Annotated in this window: 21 protein-coding genes; 19 read left to right on the top strand and 2 right to left on the bottom strand. The window is 31.4% G+C overall.

Annotation, left to right across the window (positions count from 1 at the left end; translation table 11 throughout):
- Nucleotides 1-8 precede the first annotated feature (8 nt).
- The 10 genes from C4R78_RS06550 to orr all read left to right on the top strand — a co-directional run bounded on the left by C4R78_RS06550 (nucleotide 9) and on the right by orr (nucleotide 13,831).
- Nucleotides 9-3,131 (top strand): hypothetical protein, encoded by a 3,123-nt coding sequence (locus tag C4R78_RS06550; RefSeq protein WP_103896284.1) that lies wholly within the window; start codon nucleotides 9-11, stop codon nucleotides 3,129-3,131.
- 30 nt (nucleotides 3,132-3,161) lie between these two features.
- On the top strand, nucleotides 3,162-4,409 hold the full coding sequence (locus C4R78_RS06545; RefSeq protein WP_103896283.1) for a competence/damage-inducible protein A: 1,248 nt from the start codon (nucleotides 3,162-3,164) through the stop codon (nucleotides 4,407-4,409).
- Nucleotides 4,406-5,785: a sigma-54 interaction domain-containing protein gene (locus C4R78_RS06540; protein ID WP_103896282.1), complete on the top strand. Its 1,380-nt coding sequence runs from the start codon at nucleotides 4,406-4,408 to the stop codon at nucleotides 5,783-5,785. Before C4R78_RS06545 ends, C4R78_RS06540 begins: the two co-directional genes overlap by 4 nt.
- Before the next feature lie 270 nt (nucleotides 5,786-6,055).
- On the top strand, nucleotides 6,056-7,096 hold the full coding sequence (gene ord, locus C4R78_RS06535) for a 2,4-diaminopentanoate dehydrogenase (RefSeq protein WP_103896281.1): 1,041 nt from the start codon (nucleotides 6,056-6,058) through the stop codon (nucleotides 7,094-7,096).
- A 16-nt stretch (nucleotides 7,097-7,112) separates the two neighbouring features.
- Nucleotides 7,113-7,421 (top strand): 2-amino-4-oxopentanoate thiolase subunit OrtA, encoded by a 309-nt coding sequence (ortA, locus tag C4R78_RS06530; RefSeq protein WP_103896280.1) that lies wholly within the window; start codon nucleotides 7,113-7,115, stop codon nucleotides 7,419-7,421.
- On the top strand, nucleotides 7,408-8,835 hold the full coding sequence (gene ortB / locus C4R78_RS06525; protein WP_103896279.1) for a 2-amino-4-oxopentanoate thiolase subunit OrtB: 1,428 nt from the start codon (nucleotides 7,408-7,410) through the stop codon (nucleotides 8,833-8,835). Before ortA ends, ortB begins: the two co-directional genes overlap by 14 nt.
- A 16-nt stretch (nucleotides 8,836-8,851) precedes the next feature.
- Nucleotides 8,852-9,226, top strand: coding sequence for an ornithine aminomutase subunit alpha (locus C4R78_RS06520; RefSeq protein ID WP_103896278.1), 375 nt, complete (start codon nucleotides 8,852-8,854; stop codon nucleotides 9,224-9,226).
- Nucleotides 9,219-11,423: a D-ornithine 4,5-aminomutase subunit OraE gene (oraE, locus tag C4R78_RS06515; protein ID WP_103896277.1), complete on the top strand. Its 2,205-nt coding sequence runs from the start codon at nucleotides 9,219-9,221 to the stop codon at nucleotides 11,421-11,423. The genes C4R78_RS06520 and oraE overlap by 8 nt, the downstream gene beginning before the upstream one ends.
- Nucleotides 11,413-12,771, top strand: coding sequence for a GlmL-related ornithine degradation protein (locus tag C4R78_RS06510; RefSeq protein ID WP_103896276.1), 1,359 nt, complete (start codon nucleotides 11,413-11,415; stop codon nucleotides 12,769-12,771). The genes oraE and C4R78_RS06510 overlap by 11 nt, the downstream gene beginning before the upstream one ends.
- A gap of 1 nt (nucleotide 12,772) precedes the next feature.
- The gene (gene orr, locus C4R78_RS06505) at nucleotides 12,773-13,831 is read left to right on the top strand and encodes an ornithine racemase Orr (RefSeq protein ID WP_103896275.1); all 1,059 of its coding nucleotides are present in this window, start codon (nucleotides 12,773-12,775) and stop codon (nucleotides 13,829-13,831) included.
- 18 nt (nucleotides 13,832-13,849) lie between these two features.
- Here orr and trpS read toward each other — a convergent pair whose 3' ends face one another.
- On the bottom strand, nucleotides 13,850-14,848 hold the full coding sequence (gene trpS, locus C4R78_RS06500; RefSeq protein ID WP_103896274.1) for a tryptophan--tRNA ligase: 999 nt from the start codon (nucleotides 14,846-14,848) through the stop codon (nucleotides 13,850-13,852).
- 166 nt (nucleotides 14,849-15,014) lie between these two features.
- Between trpS and C4R78_RS06495 the strand changes: the two genes are divergently transcribed.
- Genes C4R78_RS06495 through C4R78_RS06485 form a run of 3 tightly spaced genes read left to right on the top strand, consistent with a single transcriptional unit; the run spans nucleotide 15,015 to nucleotide 17,186 of the window.
- Nucleotides 15,015-15,275 (top strand): ATP cone domain-containing protein, encoded by a 261-nt coding sequence (locus C4R78_RS06495; protein ID WP_103896273.1) that lies wholly within the window; start codon nucleotides 15,015-15,017, stop codon nucleotides 15,273-15,275.
- 12 nt (nucleotides 15,276-15,287) lie between these two features.
- Nucleotides 15,288-15,869, top strand: coding sequence for a rubrerythrin (gene rbr / locus C4R78_RS06490; protein WP_423236638.1), 582 nt, complete (start codon nucleotides 15,288-15,290; stop codon nucleotides 15,867-15,869).
- A gap of 48 nt (nucleotides 15,870-15,917) precedes the next feature.
- Nucleotides 15,918-17,186, top strand: a complete 1,269-nt coding sequence (locus C4R78_RS06485; protein WP_103896271.1) for a hypothetical protein — start codon at nucleotides 15,918-15,920, stop codon at nucleotides 17,184-17,186.
- On the opposite strand, the gene C4R78_RS06480 is transcribed toward C4R78_RS06485, so the two are convergent.
- A complete protein-coding gene (locus tag C4R78_RS06480; RefSeq protein ID WP_103896270.1) occupies nucleotides 17,183-18,379 on the bottom strand; it encodes an MFS transporter in 1,197 nt (398 codons plus the stop codon). The genes C4R78_RS06485 and C4R78_RS06480 overlap by 4 nt on opposite strands.
- A gap of 99 nt (nucleotides 18,380-18,478) precedes the next feature.
- On the opposite strand from C4R78_RS06480, the gene C4R78_RS06475 reads away from it, so the two are divergent.
- The 6 genes from C4R78_RS06475 to C4R78_RS06450 all read left to right on the top strand — a co-directional run.
- Nucleotides 18,479-19,789 carry a replication-associated recombination protein A gene (locus C4R78_RS06475; RefSeq protein ID WP_103896269.1) on the top strand — a complete coding sequence of 437 codons (1,311 nt, stop codon included), beginning with the start codon at nucleotides 18,479-18,481 and terminating at the stop codon, nucleotides 19,787-19,789.
- A gap of 84 nt (nucleotides 19,790-19,873) precedes the next feature.
- The gene (locus tag C4R78_RS06470) at nucleotides 19,874-20,314 is read left to right on the top strand and encodes an RrF2 family transcriptional regulator (protein ID WP_103896268.1); all 441 of its coding nucleotides are present in this window, start codon (nucleotides 19,874-19,876) and stop codon (nucleotides 20,312-20,314) included.
- 2 nt (nucleotides 20,315-20,316) lie between these two features.
- Nucleotides 20,317-21,501 (top strand): cysteine desulfurase NifS, encoded by a 1,185-nt coding sequence (nifS, locus tag C4R78_RS06465; RefSeq protein ID WP_103896267.1) that lies wholly within the window; start codon nucleotides 20,317-20,319, stop codon nucleotides 21,499-21,501.
- A 2-nt stretch (nucleotides 21,502-21,503) separates the two neighbouring features.
- A complete protein-coding gene (gene nifU / locus C4R78_RS06460) occupies nucleotides 21,504-21,926 on the top strand; it encodes a Fe-S cluster assembly scaffold protein NifU (RefSeq protein ID WP_103896266.1) in 423 nt (140 codons plus the stop codon).
- Nucleotides 21,927-21,969: 43 nt separating this feature from the next.
- Nucleotides 21,970-23,049, top strand: coding sequence for a tRNA 2-thiouridine(34) synthase MnmA (mnmA, locus tag C4R78_RS06455; protein ID WP_103896265.1), 1,080 nt, complete (start codon nucleotides 21,970-21,972; stop codon nucleotides 23,047-23,049).
- A 138-nt stretch (nucleotides 23,050-23,187) separates the two neighbouring features.
- On the top strand, nucleotides 23,188-23,432 hold a 245-nt coding region (locus tag C4R78_RS06450; RefSeq protein WP_173689750.1), incomplete at its 3' end, for a transposase.

Raw genomic sequence — 23,432 nt, 5'->3', positions numbered from 1 at the left:
GTGATAATATGAAAAAAAGATTTGTTTTATTATTTTTTTTGGGGCTATTGACAATTATGCTACCGTTTTTGCTTTATATTAAAAAGAAAACTTCATATTTGAATGTTTGGATAATAGACAAAACCGTTCCTAATAAGGATTTTAGGGAACATAAAGGTTTAGTTTGGATTTTAAATAATATGAAGGTAAAAAATAAAATAACAGGTAATTATTTTGATTATAAAAAGGATTATTTTGGATTTTACCCAGATGGAGAAAGATATAATATATTTGAGATACAGCCAAACAATCCAGATTTTATATACATAGCTGACGCTTATGGAGTATATGAAAATGATTACAAGCAAAATAAAGAAGATATAAAATCAAATCTAATATATGGAGGATTAAAAGAAGAAGAACTTTTTAAGATAAAATCTTATTTAAATAATGGTAGAGTTATAGTTGCTGAGTTTAATACTATTGAGTATCCAACACAGGAAAAAGTTAAAGATGAGCTAGAAAACATTTTTGGATTTAAATGGAATGGTTGGATAGGAAGGTATTTTGTTGAGCTTAAAAAGGATGTTGAAGTTCCAATGTGGATTATTGAAAATTATGAAAAGCAGTATAATTCAAAATGGGATTTTAAAGGTAGAGGTTTTGTATTTATTTCACAAGATAATAAGATATTAGTTTTAGATAAAAATGATTTTGGTAGTAAAAAACTAAGGATTCAGTTTGGTGAAAAATATTTAAGGGAATTTAATGTAAAAAACTATGTAAATTATAATTATTGGTTTGAAGTTGTTAGTGCAATTGATTCGGAAGTTATAGCAAATTTTATTTTAGATGTTAATGAGGGAGGATATAAAAAACTTAAAAAATATGGTTTAGACAAAAAGTTTCCAGCTGTTCTTAGAAAGGTTAGTTCTGATTATACTTCATACTATTTTTCAGGGGATTTTGCTGATATAAATGATGTGCCTTATTTTTACAAGTTAGAAGGATATGATTTGTTTAAAAAGCTTGTATCAGTAAATACGGATTCTCAAGATGCTTTTTATTGGAAAGTGTATGTTCCAATGATGAAAAAAATAATTAAAGATGTTAAAGTTATGAATAAAGCTATTGATTATGGTTTATATAATTACAAAGGAGTTAAACTTGTATCAAGGATAAAAAACAATGAGTTTCAAATATACAAAAATGGAGTTTGGCAAAGTTTTTTTATAAAAGGGGTTAATTTAGGATTAGCAACTCCAGGGAAATGGTTTACTCAAATGCCTGAAAATGAAGCTGACTATTTAAGATGGTTTGATTTAATTGGAAAAATGAATGTAAATACTATTCGTGTATATACATTAATTCATCCTTCATTTTATAAGGCTTTAAAAACATATAATGAAATTCATAAAGATAATCCTTTATATCTTGTTCAAGAAATATGGCCTGATGAAAATCCTAAGGACCATAATTATTTAGATAAAGAAAATCTTAAAAGTTTTATGAAAGAAATAGAATATGTTATTGATGCAATTCATGGAAATATTGAAATTCCAAAGAGAATAGGAAAATCCTATGGGATTTATGATTCTGATGTTTCTAAGTGGACTATTGCATTTTTGGTTGGAAGAGAATTAGAACCCGATGAAGTTATAAGCACCAATCAAAAAAATAAGGGATACAAATATAAAGGAGAGTATGTGTCATGTCAGGTAGGGGAAGCTACTGAAGCGTGGCTTGCACTATGTTGCGATTATTTAATGAAATATGAAGAAGAAAAATATAAATTTCAACATCCGGTAGCTATAGTAAGTTGGCCAACGTTAGACCCTATCCTTCATAGAAGTGAATTTAATGCTTTTTCTAAAAAAGAGCTTGAATATAATGACAAGGCAATAGTAAATATAAATAATTTTGATTTAGGGGCTAGAAATATTGCAGGATTTTTTGGAGCATATCATATTTATCCTAATTATCCTGATTTTATGAACAATGAAGAGCACTATAAAGAATATAAGGATGAGTATGGAAGACTCATGTATGGAGGTTATTTAAAGGAGTTTATTTCTCAACATAAAAAGTTTCCTGCTCTTGTTGCAGAATTTGGACTTGCTACAGGGGCTGGAAATGCCCACATGAATCCTGATGGTTATAATCATGGAGGAGTGGATGAAATAACTCAAGGAGAAGGTATAGTTAGGATGATGAAGGCAATAAAAAAAGAAGGATATATAGGAGGAATTATATTTGAATGGATGGATGAATGGGCAAAAAAGACGTGGATTACAGAACCTTTTATGATTCCTTATGAAAGGCATGTACTTTGGCATAATGCAGTGGATCCTGAGCAAAACTATGGTATACTTGCGGTAGAGAGCATAAAACCTGAAAAACCTGATTTACAAATAAAGGATGATGGATTGATTAAAAGTATAAGTATATTTTCTGATGAAACATATTTGTATATAGATCTTGAATATGATAAAAATTTTGATTTCATTAATAATGAAATAATAATTGGTATAGATACTTATGATAGAAGTAAAGGTGATTTTAAGTATTCTCCTTATATTGATTTTAAATCTCCAACTGGCATGGAGTTTATTATTAAAATAAAAAATAAAACTGCAAAGATATTAGCACATCCAGAATACAACATAGGAAATATGAAGTTTTCATCTAAAAAGACAGAAAAGGGAATTTATGAAGAAATTAAACCTGTTATAAATAAAAGCAGAGTTACAATGGATGGAAAGATAATTCCACAGATAAGGCAAGATGGAAGTACTTTAAAATATGGAGATTTTACTGATTCAAGTAATTGTTTCTATATTGAGGAAAAAATATATATTAGAATTCCATGGGCAAAGCTTAATGTAACGGATCCTTCAAGTCATAGGGTTTTAGATGATGATAAAAAGTATTTATATTATCCAGAAAGGGATACATTTAAAACAACTGTAACAGACGGATTTATAATAAGTGGAATTGTAGTGGCAAACAACAAATTAGTAGATGTTTTTCCGGGAAAACAATATGTTGAGACTAAAATATACAAATGGAAGGGATGGGAAGAGCCTAAATATAGGGAAAGATTAAAAAAGAGCTATGGTATAATTAAGGAATATTTTAAAACTTTAAAGTAGTCCATAAGGATACTAAAAAGGGGGCTTACTATGATTTGTGAAATAATTTCTATTGGAACAGAGCTTTTGCTTGGAGATATTGTAAACACTAACGCTCAATACTTAGCAAAAAGGCTTAAAGATCTTGGAATATTTGTTTACTTTCAAACGGTTGTAGGGGATAATGAAAAACGTCTTTTAGAGGCTTTTGATATTGCTTTTAAAAGAAGCGATATGGTTATAACAACAGGAGGGCTTGGTCCAACTCAGGATGACCTTTCAAAGGAGGTTGCGGCAAAATATTTTAATAAAGGTTTAATCCTTGATTTTAATTCATTGAAAAAGATAGAAGAACATTTTTTAAGAAGGAATTTACCCATAAATGATGCTATTAAAAAACAGGCGTATATAATAGAAGGTGGGGAAGCTCTTTTGAATGATTTTGGAACTGCTCCTGGAATATATCTTGAAGATAAAGGAAAAGTTTTATTTATGCTTCCAGGGCCTCCTAAAGAAATGATACCTATGTTTGAAAATCAGGTAATGCCAAGGCTTTTAAAATACTCAAAAGGTATTCTTTATTCTAAGGTATTGAAAATTGCAGGGATTGGAGAAAGTTATGTTGAAGAAAAAATAAGGGATTTGATAGAAAATCAATCCAATCCCACTATAGCTCCTTATGTAAAAGAAGGGGAAGTGACTTTAAGAATAACTGCAAGTGCTAAAAATCAAAAAGAGGCAGAAAAACTTATTTATCCTATCGAAGCTGAAATAAGAAATAGACTTAAAGATTTTATATATGGGGAAGGTGAAACAAATCTTGAAGAGGTTTTAGGAAATCTTCTTATAAAGAACAATTTAAAAATAGCAGTGGCAGAGTCCTGCACAGGAGGTATGTTAATTTCAAGACTTGTTAATTTTGCTGGAATTTCTTCAGTTTTATTAGAGGGAGTTGTAACTTATAGCAATGAATCTAAAATAAAAAGATTAGGAGTAAAAGAGGAAACTTTAAAAAAATATGGCGCAGTTAGTAAGGAATGTGCTATTGAAATGGCAAAAGGAGTTGCTTTATCTTTAGGAGCTGATATAGGAATTTCAACAACTGGTATAGCGGGGCCTTCAGGAGGAACAGATAAAAAACCTGTTGGACTTGTTTATATTGGAATGTATTTTAATGGAATAGAAAAGTATAAGGAACTTAGGCTTTCTGGGGATAGGCAAAGGATAAGGCTTTTATCTACAAATTTTGCTATGCATTGGCTTATAAAGGAAATAAAAAATTGGGGGAGGGGAGAATGAACTTTTACAAAGAAATTCTTGAGATAATTTTAAAATATACTCAAGAAGGTATACATGTTATAGATAAACATGGAAATACAATCATTTACAACAAAGCTATGGCAAACCTAGAGGGTATGGAAGAGGAAGAGGTTTTAGGAAAAAATATCCTAGAGGTTTTTCCAAGTCTTAATGAAAATACAAGTACTTTATTAAATGCGGTTAAAACTGGAGAGATTATCATAGATAGATATCAAACTTATTTGAATAAAAAGGGATATCATATAACTTCAGTTAACACAACTTTGCCTATAATAAAGGATGGAGAGATAGTTGGAGCAGTAGAGATTTCAAAGGATTTTACAAAAATAAAAGAACTTTATGATAAAATAATTAAACTTACAGAAGAAAAAGATAACTTAGGTGAGACAACAAATTTTTCAAATATTATAGGATGTAGTCCAAAATTTTTAAAAGCGGTTGAAATAGCTAAAAAGGCAGCAAAATCTTCCTCAACAGTGCTTATTTATGGTGAAACAGGGACTGGTAAAGAAGTTTTTGCAAGATGTATTCATAATGAAAGTTTAAGAAAAGATAAACCTTTTATAGCGGTAAATTGTGCTGCTTTACCTGAATCTTTACTTGAAGGAATTTTATTTGGAACAGTAAAAGGAGGCTTTACGGGAGCTTTAGATAGACCAGGACTTTTTGAACAAGCAAATGGTGGAACTATTTTGTTAGATGAGATAAATTCTATGCCGCTAAACCTTCAAGCTAAGCTTTTAAGAGTTCTTCAGGAAAGTTATATAAGAAGAATAGGTGGACTTAAGGATATTCCAATTGATGTTAGAGTTATTGCAACTATTAATGAGGATCCATATGCTGCAATATTAAATGGAAAACTAAGGAAGGATTTATATTATAGGCTTAGTGTAATAAATATAGCAATTCCACCTCTTAGAGAAAGAAAAGAGGATATACCTTTGCTTGTTAATTATTTTATAAAGAAATATAATAAAGAATTAAATAAAAACATTCAAGATTTATCTAAAGAGGTATATGATGCGTTTATGTCTTATGATTGGCCAGGAAATGTAAGGGAACTTAAAAACTACTTAGAAAGTGCTATGAATTTAGCTACTACAGGACTTTTAAAAGAGGAACACTTTGTAGGTCAATATAAAGAGCAGATTTTCAAAAGATCTTTAAAGAGTAATTTGAGTTTGGATATAGGGCTTAATGAATATTTAGAAAACATTGAAAAAAGTTTAATTTTAAGTGCTCTTGAGGAAACAAATTATAACATAACAAAGGCGGCAGAAAAGTTGAAAATTAAAAGACAAACTTTGCAACATAAAATGAAAAAATATAAAATAAATGAAAGTGCCAAATTTTAAGCAGGTTGATGCAAAAATATTTGCATCAACCTTTTATATTTTTATTAAATTTTTGTTAATAAAGCATTGTTTATAAGTTAACAATAGCAAAAAAATTTGCAGATAATTTCAAAAATATTTTTAAGATTAATTTGTGAATAAATATTCAGTAAATTATAACAAAAGAAATACACTAAATTTATAAAATATCATGAAAATTTAATTTTAAGTTGGCACGAAATTTGCTTGTTAAATATGGTGAAAAACAAATTAAAGTTAAGGGGGATGTTTATGGACAAGGTTAAAGTGGTTTTATGGGGAATAGGAGCTATGGGCTCAGGTATGGCAAAAATGATTCTTGATAAGGAAGGAATTGAGATTGTAGGTGCAATAATTGGACAACCTGAAAAAGAAAACATGGATCTTGGTGAATATCTTGGAATTGATAGAAAAATTGGGGTTTTAACGTCAACAGATGCTAAAAAAGTTTTAGATTCAGTAAAGGCAGATGTTTGTATAATTGCTACAGATTCTTTTGTTAAAAATGTTTTTCCACAAATAAAAATGGCTGTAGAACACAAGATGAATGTTATAACTATAGCAGAAGAAATGTCATATCCACATACAGTAGAACCTGAACTTGCAAAGGAAATGGATAGGCTTGCAAAGGAAAATGGAGTAACAATACTTGGAACAGGAGTTAATCCAGGTTTTGTTCTTGATACATTGATAATTGTTCTTTCAGCAGCTTGCAGGAGGGTAAACAAGATAAGAGCAGCAAGAATAAATGACTTATCTCCATTTGGACCAACAGTTATGAGAACTCAAGGTGTAGGAACAACTCCTGAAGAATTTGAAAAAGGAATAAAAGATGGAACAATTGTAGGACATATAGGATTCCAACAATCAATTCCTATGATAGCAGATGCTCTTGGAATTGAAATAGATGAGGTTGTTGAGACAAGGGAACCTATTATTTCAAATGTATATAGAGAAACTCCACATGTAAAAGTTTATCCAGGAATGGTTGCAGGATGCAAACATATAGCTTATGGAAAGAAAAATGGTGAAGTTGTAATTACTCTTGAACATCCACAACAAATACATCCTCATTTAGAAGGTGTAGAAACAGGAGATTACATTTGGATTGAAGGAGATCCAAACTTAAGCCTTGCGATAAAGCCAGAAACTCCAGGGGGAATAGGAACTATTGCAGTTGCTGTTAATATGATACCTCATGTTATAAATGCAGAGCCAGGATTAAAGTCTATGATAGACATGCCTCTTCCACATGCATTAATGGCTGATATTAGAAAATATATTAAAAGGTAATTTGGGGTGATATTAAATGAAGGCTAAAAAGGGGGATTGGGTTCAAATTCATGAGGTTGTTTTACAACCTCATGAAAGAACCGCAAATATTCCCGAAGACACTAAAAATGTTCCTTTAGAAATGTGGGTTAAAGGATTTTTAAACCATGATGCTAATATTGGCGATACTGTAGAGATAACAACTCTTACAGGAAGGGTGGTAAAAGGAAAGCTTGTCGAGGTAAATCCAACATATACTTATGGTTTTGGTGAATTTGTTCCAGAGATTTTGCAAATAGGTATAACTTTAAGAAATATATTGAAAGAAGGTGATGGCCGTGAGTAAAGATTTAAGTTATCAGGCCGTCATGGCAAGAAAAAACGAGATAATGAAAAAAGCAGTAGGAATAGATTATTCAGTTTTTGAAACGGGAAGAATTGCTTTTGATTATGAAAGAATGATGAGGGAGACAGGATATTCACTTCAAGAAATTCAAAGGATACAGTCAAGCGTTGGTGTTGGAAATACTCCTTTAATAGAGCTTAAAAATTTAACAAAATTAGCAAGAAAATTGGCTCCAAAGGGAAAAGGAGCAAGGATTTTTATAAAGGATGAAGCATGTAATCCATCGGGAAGTTTTAAAGATAGAAGAGCTTCTGTTTCAGTTTATCATGCGGAAAAATTAGGGTTTAAAGGTGTTGTTGCGGCAACTAGCGGAAATTATGGTGCAGCTGTTGCATCTCAAGCTGCTATGAGAAATTTAAAGGCTATCATAGTTCAAGAATGCTATGACTCAAGAAAAATTGGACAACCAGAAATACTTGAAAAACAAAGAAAGTGTGAATGCTTAGGAGCAGAAGTTATACAACTTTCAGTTGGTCCAGAGCTTTTCTATATGTTTTTAAGGGTTTTAGAAGAAACAGGCTACTTTAATGCCTCATTATATTCTCCTTTTGGGATAGCAGGTGTTGAAACTTTAGGTTATGAAATTGCCATGCAGTGTAGGGAAAAAATAGGAAAAGATCCTGATGTTGTTGTTGTAACCCATGCAGGTGGAGGTAATGTTACAGGAACAGCAAGAGGTCTTATAAAGGCAGGAGCTTTAGATACTAAAGTTTATGGAGCAAGCGTTGATTTATCAGGACTTCATATGGCATCAGATTATGATTTTAATAGAAAATCTTTTACAACTGGACATACAGGATTTGGAATTCCATTTGCAACTTGGCCAGATAGATCAGATGTTCCAAGGAGTGCAGCAAGACCTTTAAGATATCTTGATAGATATTTTACTGTAAAACAGGGTGAGGTTTTCTATATAACAGAAGCCCTTGCACAACTTGAAGGAATAGAAAGAGGTCCTGCAGGGAATACGTCTTTAACTGCTGCTTTTGCTCTTGCTATGGAAATGGACGAAGACCAAGTAATAGTAGTTCAAGAAACTGAATATACTGGCGTTGGAAAACATCATCTGTCACAGTTAAGTTTTGCAAGAAAAAATGGTATTGATATAAGGTTTGGAAACCCAGATGAAGAAGTTGCAGGAAAAAATATAATTCTTCCAGAGGATCCAAGGCTTATAAAAGCAAGAGAGGTTGACCTAAACAAATTAAGAAGGTCATATATAAAGAATTGTATAGATAATTACAAAGTTGATTATGTAACTTTAGAAGATGTTGAGTTTTTAGCAGAAGATACTAAAACAGACAAAGAATTTGTTTTATCTGTTTTAGAACAATTAAATGTAAAAGTAGAGTAAACAAGGAGGGAGTAATATGGCAAAAAGACCAGATGATTTTGAAGTGAGGAGACAGCATTTAAGAAATCTTACAGATGAAGAACTTGAAAAAAGATTTTGGCAGCTTGCAGAGGAGATTGTAAAGCCTTTAGTTGAACTCGCTTACACTCATACTTCTCCTGCTGTTGAAAGATCTGTTCTTTTAAGAATGGGATTTTCAAGTATAGAAGCAAAGGCAATTGTTGAAGGTGTTATGAAGCTTGGACTTTTAGGAAAAGGTGCAGGAAACGTAGTTTATAGACTAGCAAAGAAAAAGAATATACCTATAAGGGAAGCAGGACTTTTACTTGTTGAGGGTAAATGTTGGGAAGAAGTTCCAGGACTTTTTGAAGGAGGTGCTTCAAATGCTTGATAAGAATAAAAAACTTGATATTGAAGAAATTTTAAAGGATCTTGAAAATTATAGACCCAAAAGACGTGGATGGCATTGGAGGGAAGATAGAGGAAAACAAATTTATGGAGAATTTGAATATCATCAAGCTTCAAAACCATTAAAACAAAGCATTCCATTACCTGCCGCAAGAAGTTTTGGTAATATAGATCCACAGCCAGATTGTATAATTACAACAGAAATTGCTTCAGGACGTTTTGAAGATGACATAAGAAGAATGAGAATGGCTGCATGGCATGGTGCCGATCATATAATGGTAATTAGAACAGCAGGCCAAAGCCATTTTGATGGACTTATTGAAGGAACTCCAGAGGGAGTTGGGGGAGTTCCAATATCAAGAAAACAAGTTAGAGCAACAAGAAAAGCTCTTGATCTTATAGAAGAAGAAGTAGGAAGGCCAATTAATTTCCATTCATATGTTTCAGGTGTTGCAGGACCAGATATAGCTGTTATGTTTGCAGAAGAAGGAGTAAATGGTGCACATCAAGACCCTCAATATAATGTTCTTTACAGAAACATAAATATGGTAAGATCTTTTGTTGACGCAGCTGTTGCTAAAAAGATTATGGCATGGGCAGGTATGCTTCAAATAGATGGGGCCCATAACGCTAATGCAACTGCAATGAAGGCTTGGAAGGTTATGCCAGAACTTATGGTTCAACATGCTATAAACTGTGCTTTCTCAAAAGCAGTTGGAATGAAACCTGAAAATATTGCTCTCTCAACGGTTCCTCCAACAGCACCACCAGCACCATGTTTAAGGATAGACCTACCATATGCTGTTGCATTAAGACAGTTGTTTAAGGATTATAAAATGAGAGCTCAAATGAATACAAAGTATATGGAAAGCGATACAAGGGAGGCTACTGTAACCCACGTTTTAAATCTTTTAATATCAAGGCTTACAAGTGCAGATATTCAATCAACAATAACTCCAGATGAAGGAAGAAATGTTCCATGGCATTATTATAATATTCAAGCAATAGATACAGCAAAACAAGCTCTTGTAGGTATGGACGGACTTTTAGAAATGGTTGAACTTAAAAAGGATGGATATCTTGCAGAAAAGGTAAGGGAATTAAAAGAAAGAGCAGTTCTATTTATGGAAGAAATACTTGAAGTTGGAGGATATTTTAAAGCTGTTGAAATGGGATTCTTTGTGGATTCTGGTATGTACCCAGAAAGAAATGGTGATGGTATAGTAAGACACATAGATGGAGGTATTGGAGCAGGAACTGTAGTTGAAAGAGATAAAGATTATATGGCTCCTGTTTGTGAACATTTTGGATACAATAATTTACCAGAAGGCCTTGAAAAACCATGTGATCTTATAGATGGTTGTACATTCCACAAGCCAGAAAAGATAGTATTTATAGACGAGCTTGATGAAAATGATAATGTTTATAAGAGATTAAAAGAAACAGAACATTTAAGAAAATCAACTCAAATAAAACCAGAAGTTGAATGGACAGGAGATGGTATAGTTGCAACTACTATATTCTTGCCATGTGATGAAGATACAGCAGAAGCTGCAGCTCTTGAGATAGGTAAGAAAATGGGACTTGAAGATGTTGTAGTAATTCATAAACTTTCTGCACATCCATCAGAAGGAACGGTTGTAGAAATAAAAGGTAGAGTACCATTTACCATAGATATTTCTAAGCTTTCTATTCCAAAGAAACCTGAAGTCTTAGATGATGATATTATAAGAAAAGATATAGAAAGAAAGCCTATGAAGGTTGTGGCTGCAACTGTTGGTGAAGATGAACATTCAGTTGGGTTAAGAGAAGTTATTGATATTAAGCACGGTGGAATAGAAAAATATGGTATAGAGGTTCATTATTTAGGAACTTCATGTCCGGTTGAAAAGCTAGTTGACGCAGCAATAGAATTAAACGCAGATGCTATATTGGCAAGTACTATAATAACCCATAACGATGTTCATATAAAGAATATGAAAAAATTACACGAGCTTTGCATTGAAAAAGGTATAAGAGATAGAATTATACTTGCTGCTGGAGGAACTCAAATTACAGATGAAATTGCAAAGGAAGCAGGAATGGATGCAGGTTTTGGAAGAGGAACTAAGGGAGTTCATGTGGCATCCTTCCTCGTAAAGAAAAGATGGGAAATGGAGAAGGATATAAATGAAAATTGATTGTCTTATAGCTGAAATAGGAAGTACTACTACAGTTTTAAATGCTTTTAACATAAAAGATGAAGTAAGGTTTATAGGTCAGGGACAAGGACCTACAACAGTTTTAGAGGGGGATGTCACAATAGGGCTTAATATGGCATTAGAATCTCTTGCTAAAAATATAGGTGCTGATTATATAGAATATGATGAGTTTTTTGCAACCTCCAGTGCTGCTGGAGGACTTAGGATGACAGTGCACGGCCTTGTTTATGATATGACTGTAAGGGCGGCTAAAGAAGCCGCCCTTGGGGCCGGTGCTATTATAAAAATGGTTACGGCAGGAAAACTAAGAAGGACGGATCTTCAAAAGATTAAGGAGATAAGACCTAACATTATTCTAGTGGCTGGTGGAGTAGATTATGGTGAAAGGGAGACAGCTCTTTATAATGCAGAACAGATTGCAAATTTAAAGCTTAATGTTCCTGTTATTTATGCAGGAAATATTGAAAATCATGAAGAAGTGAAAATAATTTTTGAACAAGCTAATCAACCTCTTTATATAGTGGAAAATGTATATCCAAGGATAGACACGTTAAATGTTGAGCCTACGAGAAAAATCATACAAAAAGTTTTTGAAGAACATATAACTAAAGCTCCAGGAATGGCTAAAGTTAGAAGTATGGTAAATGAATCTATAATACCTACTCCTGGTGCGGTTATGGAAAGTGCAATTTTGCTTTATGAGGTTTTAGGAGATTTAATGGTTTTAGATGTTGGTGGAGCAACTACTGATGTTCATTCTGTTACTGAAGGAAGTGATGAAATACAAAGAATTCTTATAAGTCCTGAACCCTTTGCTAAAAGAACGGTTGAGGGGGATTTGGGGGTTTTTGTTAATTTGCCTCATATTGTTGAAAAGATAGGGTTAGAGGAGTTGAAAAAAGAGTTTCCAGATGCTGAAGAGCTTATAAAAAACAGAAAGCCTATACCTGAAACTGAAAGGGAAAAGGAGTTTATAGAAAGGCTTACTAAGGAAGCTGTTTTAACTGCTGTAAGAAGGCATGCGGGTTCTTTAAGGTATATATTTGGTCCAACAGGTAAAAAAACAGTAGCAGAAGGTAAAGATCTTACGAACGTTAAGTATATCATAGGGACTGGAGGAGCCTTGACAAGGCTGCCTAAGCGGGTTGAGATATTGTCCAGCATTCCCTATGATAATACCGGCGATATGTTCTTATATCCTAAAAAAGGTGTTAAAGTTCTCATAGATAATTATTATATTATGGCTTCCCTTGGTGTATTATCTAAAAAACATAAAGAGGCTGCCAAAAAACTACTACTAGAAAGCTTAGGATTGGAAGGTGCATAATATGTATCCAAGAGTTGAGATAGATTTGAAAAAACTTAAGGAGAACACAAGCTTTTTAGTAAAACTTTGCAAGGAAAACGGGGTAAGCGTTATGGGAGTTACTAAATGTTTTTGTGCCCTTTATGACCTTGCAAAGGCAATGGTTGATAGTGGAGTTGAATATATTGCAGACTCAAGGATTGAAAATTTAATAAAAGTTAAAGATTTAAACGTAAAAAAAGTTCTTTTGAGAATACCTATGCAAAGCGAAGTTGAGCAAGTTGTAACATATGCTGATTATAGTCAAAATTCAGAGCTTGAAACTTTAAAACTTTTAGGTTTAGAGGCTATAAAACAGGGAAAAATTCATAAAGTTATATTAATGGTAGATTTAGGTGATTTAAGGGAAGGAATTTGGCCAACGGATGTGGATAGTTTTGTGAAGGAAGCTGTTAAAATAGAAGGAATTAAAATTGTTGGTTTTGGAGTTAATTTAACTTGTTATGGAGGAGTAATTCCTGATGAAGAAAATTTAGGAAAGCTAGTTGAGATTGCAAAAAACATGCAAGATAAATACAATTTAGAGCTTGAAATTATATCAGGAGGAAATTCTAGCAGTCTATATCTTCTTCTTCAAGGAAGGCTTCCAAAGGGAATAAACAATTTAAGGTTTGGTGAGGCTTTGCTTCTTGGAAGGGAGACTGCCTTTGGAAATTTTGTAGAGGGGCTTCATAGGGATGTATTTACTTTGAAAGCAGAGATAATAGAGCTTAAAGATAAGCCTTCGGTTCCAATTGGGAATATTGGTATGGATGCTTTTGGACAAAAACCTTATTTTGAAGATAAGGGAATCATGAAAAGAGCAATTGTTGCTATTGGAAGACAAGATATAGATCCAAATACATTAATTCCTATTGATAAAGACATTACTGTTCTTGGGGCAAGTAGTGATCATACTATATTAGATGTTACTCAAAGTAAGAGAAATTATAAAGTTGGGGATACAATTGAGTTTTTTATGGAATATGGTTCCCTTTTAAAATCTATGACTTCAGAATATGTAAAGAAGGTAATAAAATAAAGGTCCAGCTTTGGACCTTTATTTTAATATAAAGCCTATTTTTCTTTGCATTTTTCTCAATGTTCTATTTGCTATATAATTTGCTTTTTCAGCACCTTTTTTGTATATTGATTCAAGATATAATTTATCCTCTAGAAGTTCTTTTACTTTGTTTTGAATAGGAGTAAGTTCATCAATTATTGCTTGTGCAACATCGGCTTTAAATTGAGCATACCCACATCCTTGATATTTTCTTTCTATTTCCTCTGGAGTTAGATTAGTTATTGCAGATAATATATTTATTAGATTTTTAATTCCAGGTTGTTCGTCGCTATATCTAACTATACCTATCGTGTCGGTTACAGCTTTTGATATTTTTTTTCTTATAACATCTGGTGAATCCATTATTAGGATATATCCATTTGGATTATCTTCTGATTTTGACATTTTCTTTGATGGATCTTGAAGGTCCATTATTTTAGCAGCTCTTTCTGGAATGTATGCTTCAGGGACTTTAAAGGTGGGGCTATATAGATTGTTAAACCTTATTGCAATATCCCTTGCAAGTTCTAAGTGTTGTTTTTGATCTTTTCCAACTGGAACAAGATCTGTATTATATAAAAGTATATCAGCAGCCATTAAAACGGGATAATTAAAAAGTCCTGCACTGATGCTTTCTCCTAATTTTTTTGCTTTGTCTTTATATTGAGTCATTCTACTTAATTCTCCCATATATGTAAAGCAGTTTAAAAGCCATGCTGCTTCACAGTGGGCAGGAACATGAGATTGTATAAATAAAGTATTTTTTTCAGGATCTATTCCTGATGCTATGTATATGGCTAGTATTTCTAGTGTTCTTTTTCTTAAAAGGGCAGGTTCTTGTCTTACAGTTATGGCATGTAAATCTACTACACAAAAATAGGATTCATATTCATCTTGAAGTTTAACCCAATTTTTTATAGCTCCAAGGTAATTTCCAAGGGTTAGATCTCCAGAGGGTTTTATTCCACTAAATATAACCTTTTTTTCCTCCAAGATTTACATCTCCTTTCTATTAAGTTTTTATATTTAAACTTATGATAGGTTTCATGCTTTTTATATATGCTATTATATTATGTTAAGCTTGTCAAGAAATTATAAAATTTGTTTGAATTTTTCAAAAATAGATGTTATAATCTTAATAAGATTATTTTGGAGGGGTTATATGAAGGTATTAAAAAAAGATGGTAGAGTAGAGGATTTTAATAAAGATAAGATAATGGTTTCGATTCAAAATGCCTCTGATGATGTTAAAGAACCTTTGACTTTGTCTGATGTTGAAAATGTAGTTAACGAAGTTGAAAAAAGGATAAAGCAATTTAATAAAGTAGAGGTAACTTCTTATGAAATAAGGCTTTTAGTTATTGATGTACTTAATAATTTGGGGTTTAAAGAGGTTGCCAAAGCTTACAAAGACTTTGCTTAAGGAGGGGAAATTATGAATTTAAAAGGAAGTAGAACTGCTGAAAATTTAATGAAGGCTTTTGCAGGAGAGTCACAGGCAAGAACAAGATATACATATTATGCGAGTCAAGCTAAAAAGGAAGGTTTTATTCAAATTTCAAATATATTTATGGAAACAGCTGAAAATGAAAAAGAACATGCAAAGGTGTTTTTTAAGTTTTTAAATGAAGAACTCAAAGGAGATGTGGTTAAAATTACAGCAGATTATCCCGTTGCACTTTCAAGCACGTTAGATAATTTAAAGTATGCTGCAAATGGAGAAAAAGAGGAGTGGGCAGAACTTTATCCGGAATTTGCAAAAATTGCAGAAGAAGAAGGATTTCATGAAATAGCTGAAGCTTTTAGAAAAATAGCAGAGGTTGAAAAAAGACATGAAGAAAGATACAGAAAGCTTTATGAAAACTTATTAAATGGCAAGGTATTTAAAAAAGACAAAAAAGTTTTGTGGAAGTGTAACAATTGTGGATATATCCATGAGGGAGAGGAAGCGCCGGAAGTTTGTCCTGCATGTAAACATCCTCAAGGATATTTTGAAGTATTTGTTGAAAATTATTAAGACGCCTGGATGGCGTCTTTTATTTATATTTTATAAGGAGAGGTAATCATGCAAGTTTTAGAGTTTATTGAAAATAATGATGATGTATGTAAATTGTTTGATATATATAAAATTGAGTTTACAGAGGCTTTTAGAAAGATAAAAAAAAATGAATATAGAAAGAAATTAGCCGTAAAACAGTTAAGCCAAATTATTTTTTTTAAATGGTTTTATTCAGCTTTAATTGATAATACCTACTTTTCACCAGCAAATATTTTTAACAGGATTATATTTGAAAAGTTCAAAGATGAAGTTGCTGTTTTACCTAATATTGTTCCTATATTTATTGAAAATGAACTTAGGGATTTTAAGATGGAATATAGAGTTTTTACTGAGGATAATAACGGTTTGTTTAATGATATTCAATTTTTACAAAGTTTTTTTACAAATAAAAGAGTTGATTTAAGTAAATTAAAATTAGATCAAGTTTATAAAGATATTCAAGACAACCTGTTTTTTAAAGACGACTTTTATTTGCTTCAGATTTTCAATTTGGCTGCCTATTTTAATGCTTTTTCTTATGAAAATGAAGGAAGAAGAGTGTTCATAACAGGCAATGATTTTGATGTTGATTTTTTTAATAATAATAATTCTTATAAAAAGATAATAGATTTTTGGGTAAAAATAGCTTCAGAAGTTTTAGGTTTTTTAAACTTAGATTTTTATAATGTAATTTATCTTAAAAGAAATATAAAAAATAAAGGCTTAATTCAAAAGTTTTTAGATAGGTTCTTAAAGGCTTTAGAAATAGACAAGTATGATTTTGTAGACTATATATTAGGAATAAATAAAGATGAATCCAAAAGTCATTATGATAATTACTTTATAATTACATCATATTTAGTTAAATTTTACATACTTCCTTTAAGTTATTTTATTCCTATAATTCAACCCTGCTATCTTTCAAAAATGGATTTTGATATTGTTTTTAGAGAAGCTGAGGCAGTTGTTAATAAGAATTGTTCTTCTTATGATATTTTAAGTGATCCTTTTATAATATATGATCTTACCTATTTTGGAAATAAATTAATGAAAAGAGTTGATAAAACTAAATTTCAAGATGTTTTTGATGAAAAAGTTGATGTAAATGAAATTTTAGAAATAAGGAATGAAATATATAAAAATCCTCAAATGCAAAATTTTTGGGAAAGCATAGGTCCAAAAGAATTAGAAGATTTTATAAAATTTTTAGAACAGGAAGGATTAGAGGAAAAATCAGTTAAAAAAGTACATAAAGAAGGAAATGTTATTTACCTTTTTAACAAAAATGATGGCTAAAAGTATAAGCCATCATTTTTGTTTTTCTTAATGAAGTTAGAAGAAAATTTATAAAACATAAATCCCTGCATTAAAAAGAAGATAGAACTTAATATAAAAGAAATTTCATACCCGTTAGGCATTTCAGAGATTATAAACCCTGCCATAAGGGAGGATAAGGAAATTGTTATATTGTTTGTCAGAACTACTAGACTGTTAAATTTAGCTTGATTTTCAAGTGAAACGGACTTTAATATAAGGTCGTTTTCAATTGGTATAGGAATATTTAAAAATAAAGCTCTTAAAAAATATAGTAGCGATAGCAAAGGTATTGACAATTTAGAAATTAAACTTATAAAAGATAGCCCACAAAGTGTTGGGAAACAGAGCACTTTTGTATACCAAAGGGTTTTAGTTTTGCCAATGCGTTTTGATATATAAGGGGATATAAACATAGCCAGTATAGTTCCAATTATATTAAAACTGTTAATAAAAGAAGCATTTTTTGCATTTAAATTTAATTTGTTTATTAAAAATGTTGTATAGTAGGATCCAATTAATCCAAAGGCAAAAGAACCAAGGGATGTATATAAAATTAAAAATATCATTCTTGGTGTAATTTGTATTTTTCTATATTCAACTTTAGATATATTTGTTTTGTCAGACTTAATTAAAAGTGCGGGTAAGGCACTAAGTAGAGAGAATAATCCGAATATAAACCATACTTTCCTATATTCTAATATGCTGGATATATATCCAGCAAGATAATTACCTATTAGGTTAGTGGTTATGCAATAAGCTAATACAATGCTTATTATTTTTACTGTATTAAATCCCTTAGTATTTTTAACTATAAAAGGGGTTTTTATAACAACCACAATAGAAAGTCCTAATGCATAAATTATTGTTGCTAATATTATAGTTATTATTTTTACATAAAAGGCAAATAATAAAGAACTAAAAAAACACAAAAGGGATGATAGGACAAATAAAGTTTTAGTTTTAAATTTGGTGCTTAATATTCCTGCAAAGTATGCAAATAAAGCAAAAGATGTGGTTTGAACTAATGATATAGTTCCAACTAGATTTTCTTTGTAGCCTATGCTCATGATATAAGGTCCTAATAAAAAGCCATATGCACCTACAAAAATTCCTAAAAATAGCTCAAATATAAGATAAAATAAAATATCTTTTTTTAAACTTTTTATTTTCATTTAGTTCCTCCTTTTTTAAAGCTACTTAACATATTATATATCTAATTATTTAAAGTTTCAAATAACAATTATTGTGATATAATTATCTTGGTGATGAATATGGATTTATTTGATTATATTAACAAAAAAAATCAGCAAAATGTTAAACCTCTTGCAGAAAGAATGCGTCCTGAGACTTTAGATGAGTTTGTAGGACAAGAACATCTTGTTGGAAAAAATAAAATGCTTTATAGGGCTATTATTACAGATAATTTAACTTCTGTAATATTATACGGTCCTCCAGGGACAGGAAAGACGACTCTGGCAAGGATTATTGCTAATACTACAAAATCTGAATTTAAGCAGATAAATGCTGTTACTTCAAATATTACGGATATAAAAAATGCTGTTGATGAAGCAAAAAATATGTTAAAGCTTTATGGTAAGAAAACAATACTTTTTATTGATGAGATACATAGATTTAATAAAGTTCAACAGGATGCTCTTTTACCTTATGTGGAAAATGGAACCATCGTTTTAATTGGTGCAACTACAGAAAATCCTTATTTTGAGGTAAATAAGGCTCTTCTTTCAAGATCATTAATTTTTGAGCTAAAGCCTATAGAGGCTAAAGATATATTTAAGGTATTGAAAAGATGTTTAACTAGTGAAAAAGGATATAAAGATTTAAAAATAGAGGTTTCAGATGAAGTTCTTTGGTTTTTTGCAAATAATAGTGGAGGAGATATACGAAGAGCTTTAAATGCTTTTGAAATGGCTGTTTTAACATCTAAAAATGATGAAGAAAAGATCATAATTACGCTAGATGATGCTGTTGAATGTATGCAAAAGCCACTGATAAATTATGATAAAAATGGAGATAATCATTATGATGTTATTTCAGCATTTATAAAAAGCATGAGGGGATCTGATCCTGATGCTGCTGTTTATTATCTTGCAAAAATGATTGAAGCAGGAGAAGATCCGCTTTTTATAGCAAGAAGGATTGTAATTTGTGCCAGTGAAGATGTAGGAAATGCTGACCCTATGGCTCTTAATGTAGCAATTAATGCAGCAAAGGCTGTTGAGTTTGTTGGGATGCCGGAGGCAAGAATTATTTTAGCTCAAGCGGCTATTTATGTAGCATGTGCGCCAAAGAGTAATGCTTGTTATTTAGCAATAGATAATGCTCTTGAAGATGTTAAAAAGAATCCTAACTTAGATGTTCCAAATTATTTAAAGGATGCTCATTATAATGGTGCTAAAAATTTAAATAGGGGGATAGGTTATTTATACCCCCATGATTATGAAAATAATTTTGTAAATCAAGAATATTTTCCAGAAAAATTAAAAGGGAAAAAATATTACAATCCTACAAATAATGGGTATGAATTAAAAATAAAAGAAAGGTTAAGTAGACTTAAAAAATAATTGTTTTAACGTTGACAATTTTGTTTAGATATGTTAACCTAAAATTAAAATCCTACTTTTTTACTCGGAATTTGGGGTGGTAAAATGAAACTATCTACAAGAGGGAGATATGGGGTTAAGGCCATGTTTGAGCTTGCTCTTCATTATGGTGGTGACCCCGTTTCAATAAAAGAGATTGCAGAGCGGCAAAATATATCAGAGTATTATCTAGAACAACTTTTTGCAAGCTTAAGGAAGGCAGGACTTATAAAAAGTGTAAGGGGATCTAAGGGAGGGTATATATTATCAAGACCTCCTAAAGAGATAACTATAGCAGATATATTTGGTGTACTTGAAGGCCCCATTGAAATTTCTGATTGTATAACGCAAGAAATGAATTGTTCTAGGATAAATTATTGTGCTACAAGGATTTTATGGCTCAAGATTAGCAATAGTATTAATGAGATTTTAAATTCTACTACTTTGCAGGATGTTGTTAATGACTATAACAGCCTTCAAGAAAAAACTAAAGGAGAGGGAGAATAAGTATGGAAAAAAGATTTGTTTATATGGATCATGCGGCAACAACCTATGTTAAGCCTGAGGTTTTAGAGGCTATGATGCCTTACTTTACAGAAAATTTTGGTAATCCTTCTTCTGTTTATACATTCTCAAGGAAATCAAAAAAAGCTATTGAAGAGGCTAGAGAGAAGGTAGCTAAGGCGTTAAATGCTTTGCCAGATGAGATATTTTTTACAGGCGGAGGTTCAGAGGCAGATAATTGGGCAATTAAAGGAGTTGCCTTTGCAAATAGAGACAAAGGAAATCATATAATAACAACTAAAATAGAACATCATGCAGTTTTGCATGCATGTGAGTATCTTGAAAAAATAGGTTTTGAGATTACTTATTTAGATGTGGATGAATATGGAATGGTAAACATTGATGAACTTAAAAAAGCTATAACAGATAGGACTATACTTATAACAATAATGTTTGCAAATAATGAAATAGGAACTATTCAGCCTATTGCTGAGATTGGTAAGATTGCCAGGGAAAGAGGGATTATATTCCATACGGATGCGGTTCAAGCGGTAGGAAATGTAAAGATAGATGTTAAGGAAATGAATATAGATTTACTATCTCTAGCAGCCCATAAGTTTTATGGACCAAAGGGAGTTGGAGCTTTATATATAAGAAAAGGTGTAAAAATAGACAATTTAATCCATGGTGGAGGTCAAGAAAAGGGAAAAAGAGCAGGAACTGAAAATCTTCCTGGTATAGTAGGATTAGGTAAAGCTATAGAACTTGCAACACAGGATATAGATGGTCATAATGAAAGAATTAAAAAATTAAGAGATAGATTGTTAAATGGTATTATGGAAAAAATACCTTATACAAGGCTTAATGGCCATCCTGAAAAAAGACTTCCTGGAAATATCAATGTAAGCTTTAAATTTATAGAAGGTGAATCATTGCTTCTGCTTCTTGATCAATTTGGAATTTGTGCATCAACAGGAAGTGCATGTTCTTCAGGGTCGTTAGATCCATCACATGTTTTACTTGCGATTGGTCTTCCACATGAAATTGCTCATGGATCTTTAAGATTAACTTTGGGAGATTTGAATACTGAAGAAGATGTAGATTATGTTCTTTCTGTTTTACCTAATATAGTTCAACGTTTAAGAGAAATGTCGCCATTGTATGAAAAGTTTATAAAGGGGGAAATATAATTATGGAATACAGTGATAAGGTAATGGAACATTTTATAAATCCAAGAAATGTGGGAGAAATACCCGATGCGGATGGAATAGGAGAAGTTGGAAATCCAAAATGCGGGGACATGATGAAGATTTATTTAAAAATAGAAGATAATATAATAAAGGATGTAAAATTTAAAACCTTTGGATGTGGAGCAGCAATTGCATCAAGCAGCATGGCAACAGAGCTTATTAAAGGAAAGACCCTTGAAGAAGCATGGAATTTGACAAATAAAGCGGTTGCAGAAGCTTTAGGTGGTCTTCCTGCTGTAAAGATGCACTGTTCAGTTCTTGCAGAGGAAGCAATTCATAAAGCTATAAATGATTATAGGATAAAAAATGGTCTAGAGCCATGGGAAGATAGATTTTCAAATTCTGAACATGATCATCATGAATAGTAAAAACCCCGGATTTTCCGGGGTATTTTAGTGAGGTGATTTAATGAAGGAAACAGTTGTAGTAGGTATGAGTGGCGGAGTAGACAGCTCTGTTGCAGCTTATCTTCTCAAAGAACAAGGTTATAATGTTATAGGAATAACAATGACTTTAGTTCCTAAGGATGTATTTTATGAAGATAAAATTGGAGGATGTTGCTCAATTTCTGCAGTAAATGATGCAAGAAAAGTAGCAGATAAGCTTGGAATTTACTATTATGTAATGAATTTTAGAGAAGTTTTTGAGAAAAAGGTTATTAATTATTTTGTAGATGAATATCTTGCCGGCAAAACTCCAAATCCATGTATAGCATGTAATAAATACATTAAATTTGATGAGTTTTTAAAAAAGGCTAATGCCCTTGGGGCAAAATATATTGCAACAGGCCATTATGCATCTATTAAATATGATGAGGATAAAAAAAGATACCTTTTGTTAAGGTCTAAAGATTCTAAAAAAGATCAAACTTATATGTTATATAATTTAACCCAACACCAACTTGCTCATACCTTAATGCCTCTTGGAGGTTATACAAAAGATCAAGTAAGGAAAATAGCACAGGAAATAGGTCTTGAGGTTTATAATAAACCGGATAGTGAAGAGATTTGTTTTATTCCAGATAATGATTATGCAGGTTTTATAAAGAGAAGAGTACCTGACAAAGTAAAAAAAGGTTATTTTGTTGATGTTAATGGAAACATATTAGGAGAACATAAAGGAATAATACATTATACTATTGGCCAAAGAAAGGGATTAGGACTTGCCCTTGGAAAACCTGTTTTTGTTATAGATATAATTCCAGAAAAAAATATAGTTGTGGTAGGAGATGAAAAAGAAGTTTTTAAAAATAGGCTTTATGCAGAAGACGTAAATTTTATTCCCTTTGATAAATTAGAAAGTGAAATGAGGGTTACGGCAAAAATAAGATATACAGCTAAGGAAGCTGATGCTATTATTTATCCATACAAAGGTGGAGTTATTGTGGAGTTTGATAAACCTCAAAGGGCTATAACTAAAGGACAATCGGTTGTTTTTTATGATAATGATATAGTGGTTGGTGGAGGAATAATAAAAGATATTTTATAGCAGCTTTAAAGGTTTTACTTTAAAGCTGTCAGATTGTTGACAAAGTATAATTTTAAAAAGAGAATCCATCACAAAAAAAGGATTCTCTTTTTTTATGTCGAAATATAATAATATACGAAGTAATAAAGGAGGATAAGTATGCTAACAATCAACAAAGATAAAATTCGTAGAGAACAAGTTGAATTTATCTCTGTTGACCAATTGGTTCCAGAAGATCATTTAGTTAGAAAAATAGAAAAAGCTATCAATTTTGATTTCATATATGATCTTGTAAAGGACATGTATTGCTTAAATAATGGGAGACCAAGCATAGATCCTGTTGTATTAATTAAAATAGTTTTAATTCAATATATGTTTGGTATAAAATCTATACGCCAAACGAT

Origin of the sequence: Caloramator fervidus (assembly GCF_900108045.1) — a bacterium.
In the GTDB taxonomy this organism is placed as follows: Bacteria; Bacillota; Clostridia; order Clostridiales; family Caloramatoraceae; genus Caloramator; species Caloramator fervidus.
The sequence above is the reverse complement of the archived record's forward strand: the minus strand, read 5'-3'. Positions and strand labels throughout refer to the sequence as shown.

Bases quoted from the DNA above. Each gene is read 5' to 3' on its own strand.
- mnmA (WP_103896265.1), top strand. From the start codon at position 21,970: ATGAAGGAAACAGTTGTAGTAGGTATGAGTGGCGGAGTAGACAGCTCT.
- nifU (WP_103896266.1), top strand. From the start codon at position 21,504: ATGGAATACAGTGATAAGGTAATGGAACATTTTATAAATCCAAGAAAT.
- rbr (WP_423236638.1), top strand. From the start codon at position 15,288: ATGAATTTAAAAGGAAGTAGAACTGCTGAAAATTTAATGAAGGCTTTT.
- C4R78_RS06510 (WP_103896276.1), top strand. From the start codon at position 11,413: ATGAAAATTGATTGTCTTATAGCTGAAATAGGAAGTACTACTACAGTT.
- C4R78_RS06550 (WP_103896284.1), top strand. From the start codon at position 9: ATGAAAAAAAGATTTGTTTTATTATTTTTTTTGGGGCTATTGACAATT.
- C4R78_RS06520 (WP_103896278.1), top strand. From the start codon at position 8,852: ATGGCAAAAAGACCAGATGATTTTGAAGTGAGGAGACAGCATTTAAGA.
- C4R78_RS06480 (WP_103896270.1), bottom strand. From the start codon at position 18,379: ATGAAAATAAAAAGTTTAAAAAAAGATATTTTATTTTATCTTATATTT.
- nifS (WP_103896267.1), top strand. From the start codon at position 20,317: ATGGAAAAAAGATTTGTTTATATGGATCATGCGGCAACAACCTATGTT.
- C4R78_RS06475 (WP_103896269.1), top strand. From the start codon at position 18,479: ATGGATTTATTTGATTATATTAACAAAAAAAATCAGCAAAATGTTAAA.
- C4R78_RS06545 (WP_103896283.1), top strand. From the start codon at position 3,162: ATGATTTGTGAAATAATTTCTATTGGAACAGAGCTTTTGCTTGGAGAT.
- oraE (WP_103896277.1), top strand. From the start codon at position 9,219: ATGCTTGATAAGAATAAAAAACTTGATATTGAAGAAATTTTAAAGGAT.
- C4R78_RS06485 (WP_103896271.1), top strand. From the start codon at position 15,918: ATGCAAGTTTTAGAGTTTATTGAAAATAATGATGATGTATGTAAATTG.
- orr (WP_103896275.1), top strand. From the start codon at position 12,773: ATGTATCCAAGAGTTGAGATAGATTTGAAAAAACTTAAGGAGAACACA.
- C4R78_RS06495 (WP_103896273.1), top strand. From the start codon at position 15,015: ATGAAGGTATTAAAAAAAGATGGTAGAGTAGAGGATTTTAATAAAGAT.
- ord (WP_103896281.1), top strand. From the start codon at position 6,056: ATGGACAAGGTTAAAGTGGTTTTATGGGGAATAGGAGCTATGGGCTCA.
- ortB (WP_103896279.1), top strand. From the start codon at position 7,408: ATGGCCGTGAGTAAAGATTTAAGTTATCAGGCCGTCATGGCAAGAAAA.
- ortA (WP_103896280.1), top strand. From the start codon at position 7,113: ATGAAGGCTAAAAAGGGGGATTGGGTTCAAATTCATGAGGTTGTTTTA.
- C4R78_RS06540 (WP_103896282.1), top strand. From the start codon at position 4,406: ATGAACTTTTACAAAGAAATTCTTGAGATAATTTTAAAATATACTCAA.
- C4R78_RS06470 (WP_103896268.1), top strand. From the start codon at position 19,874: ATGAAACTATCTACAAGAGGGAGATATGGGGTTAAGGCCATGTTTGAG.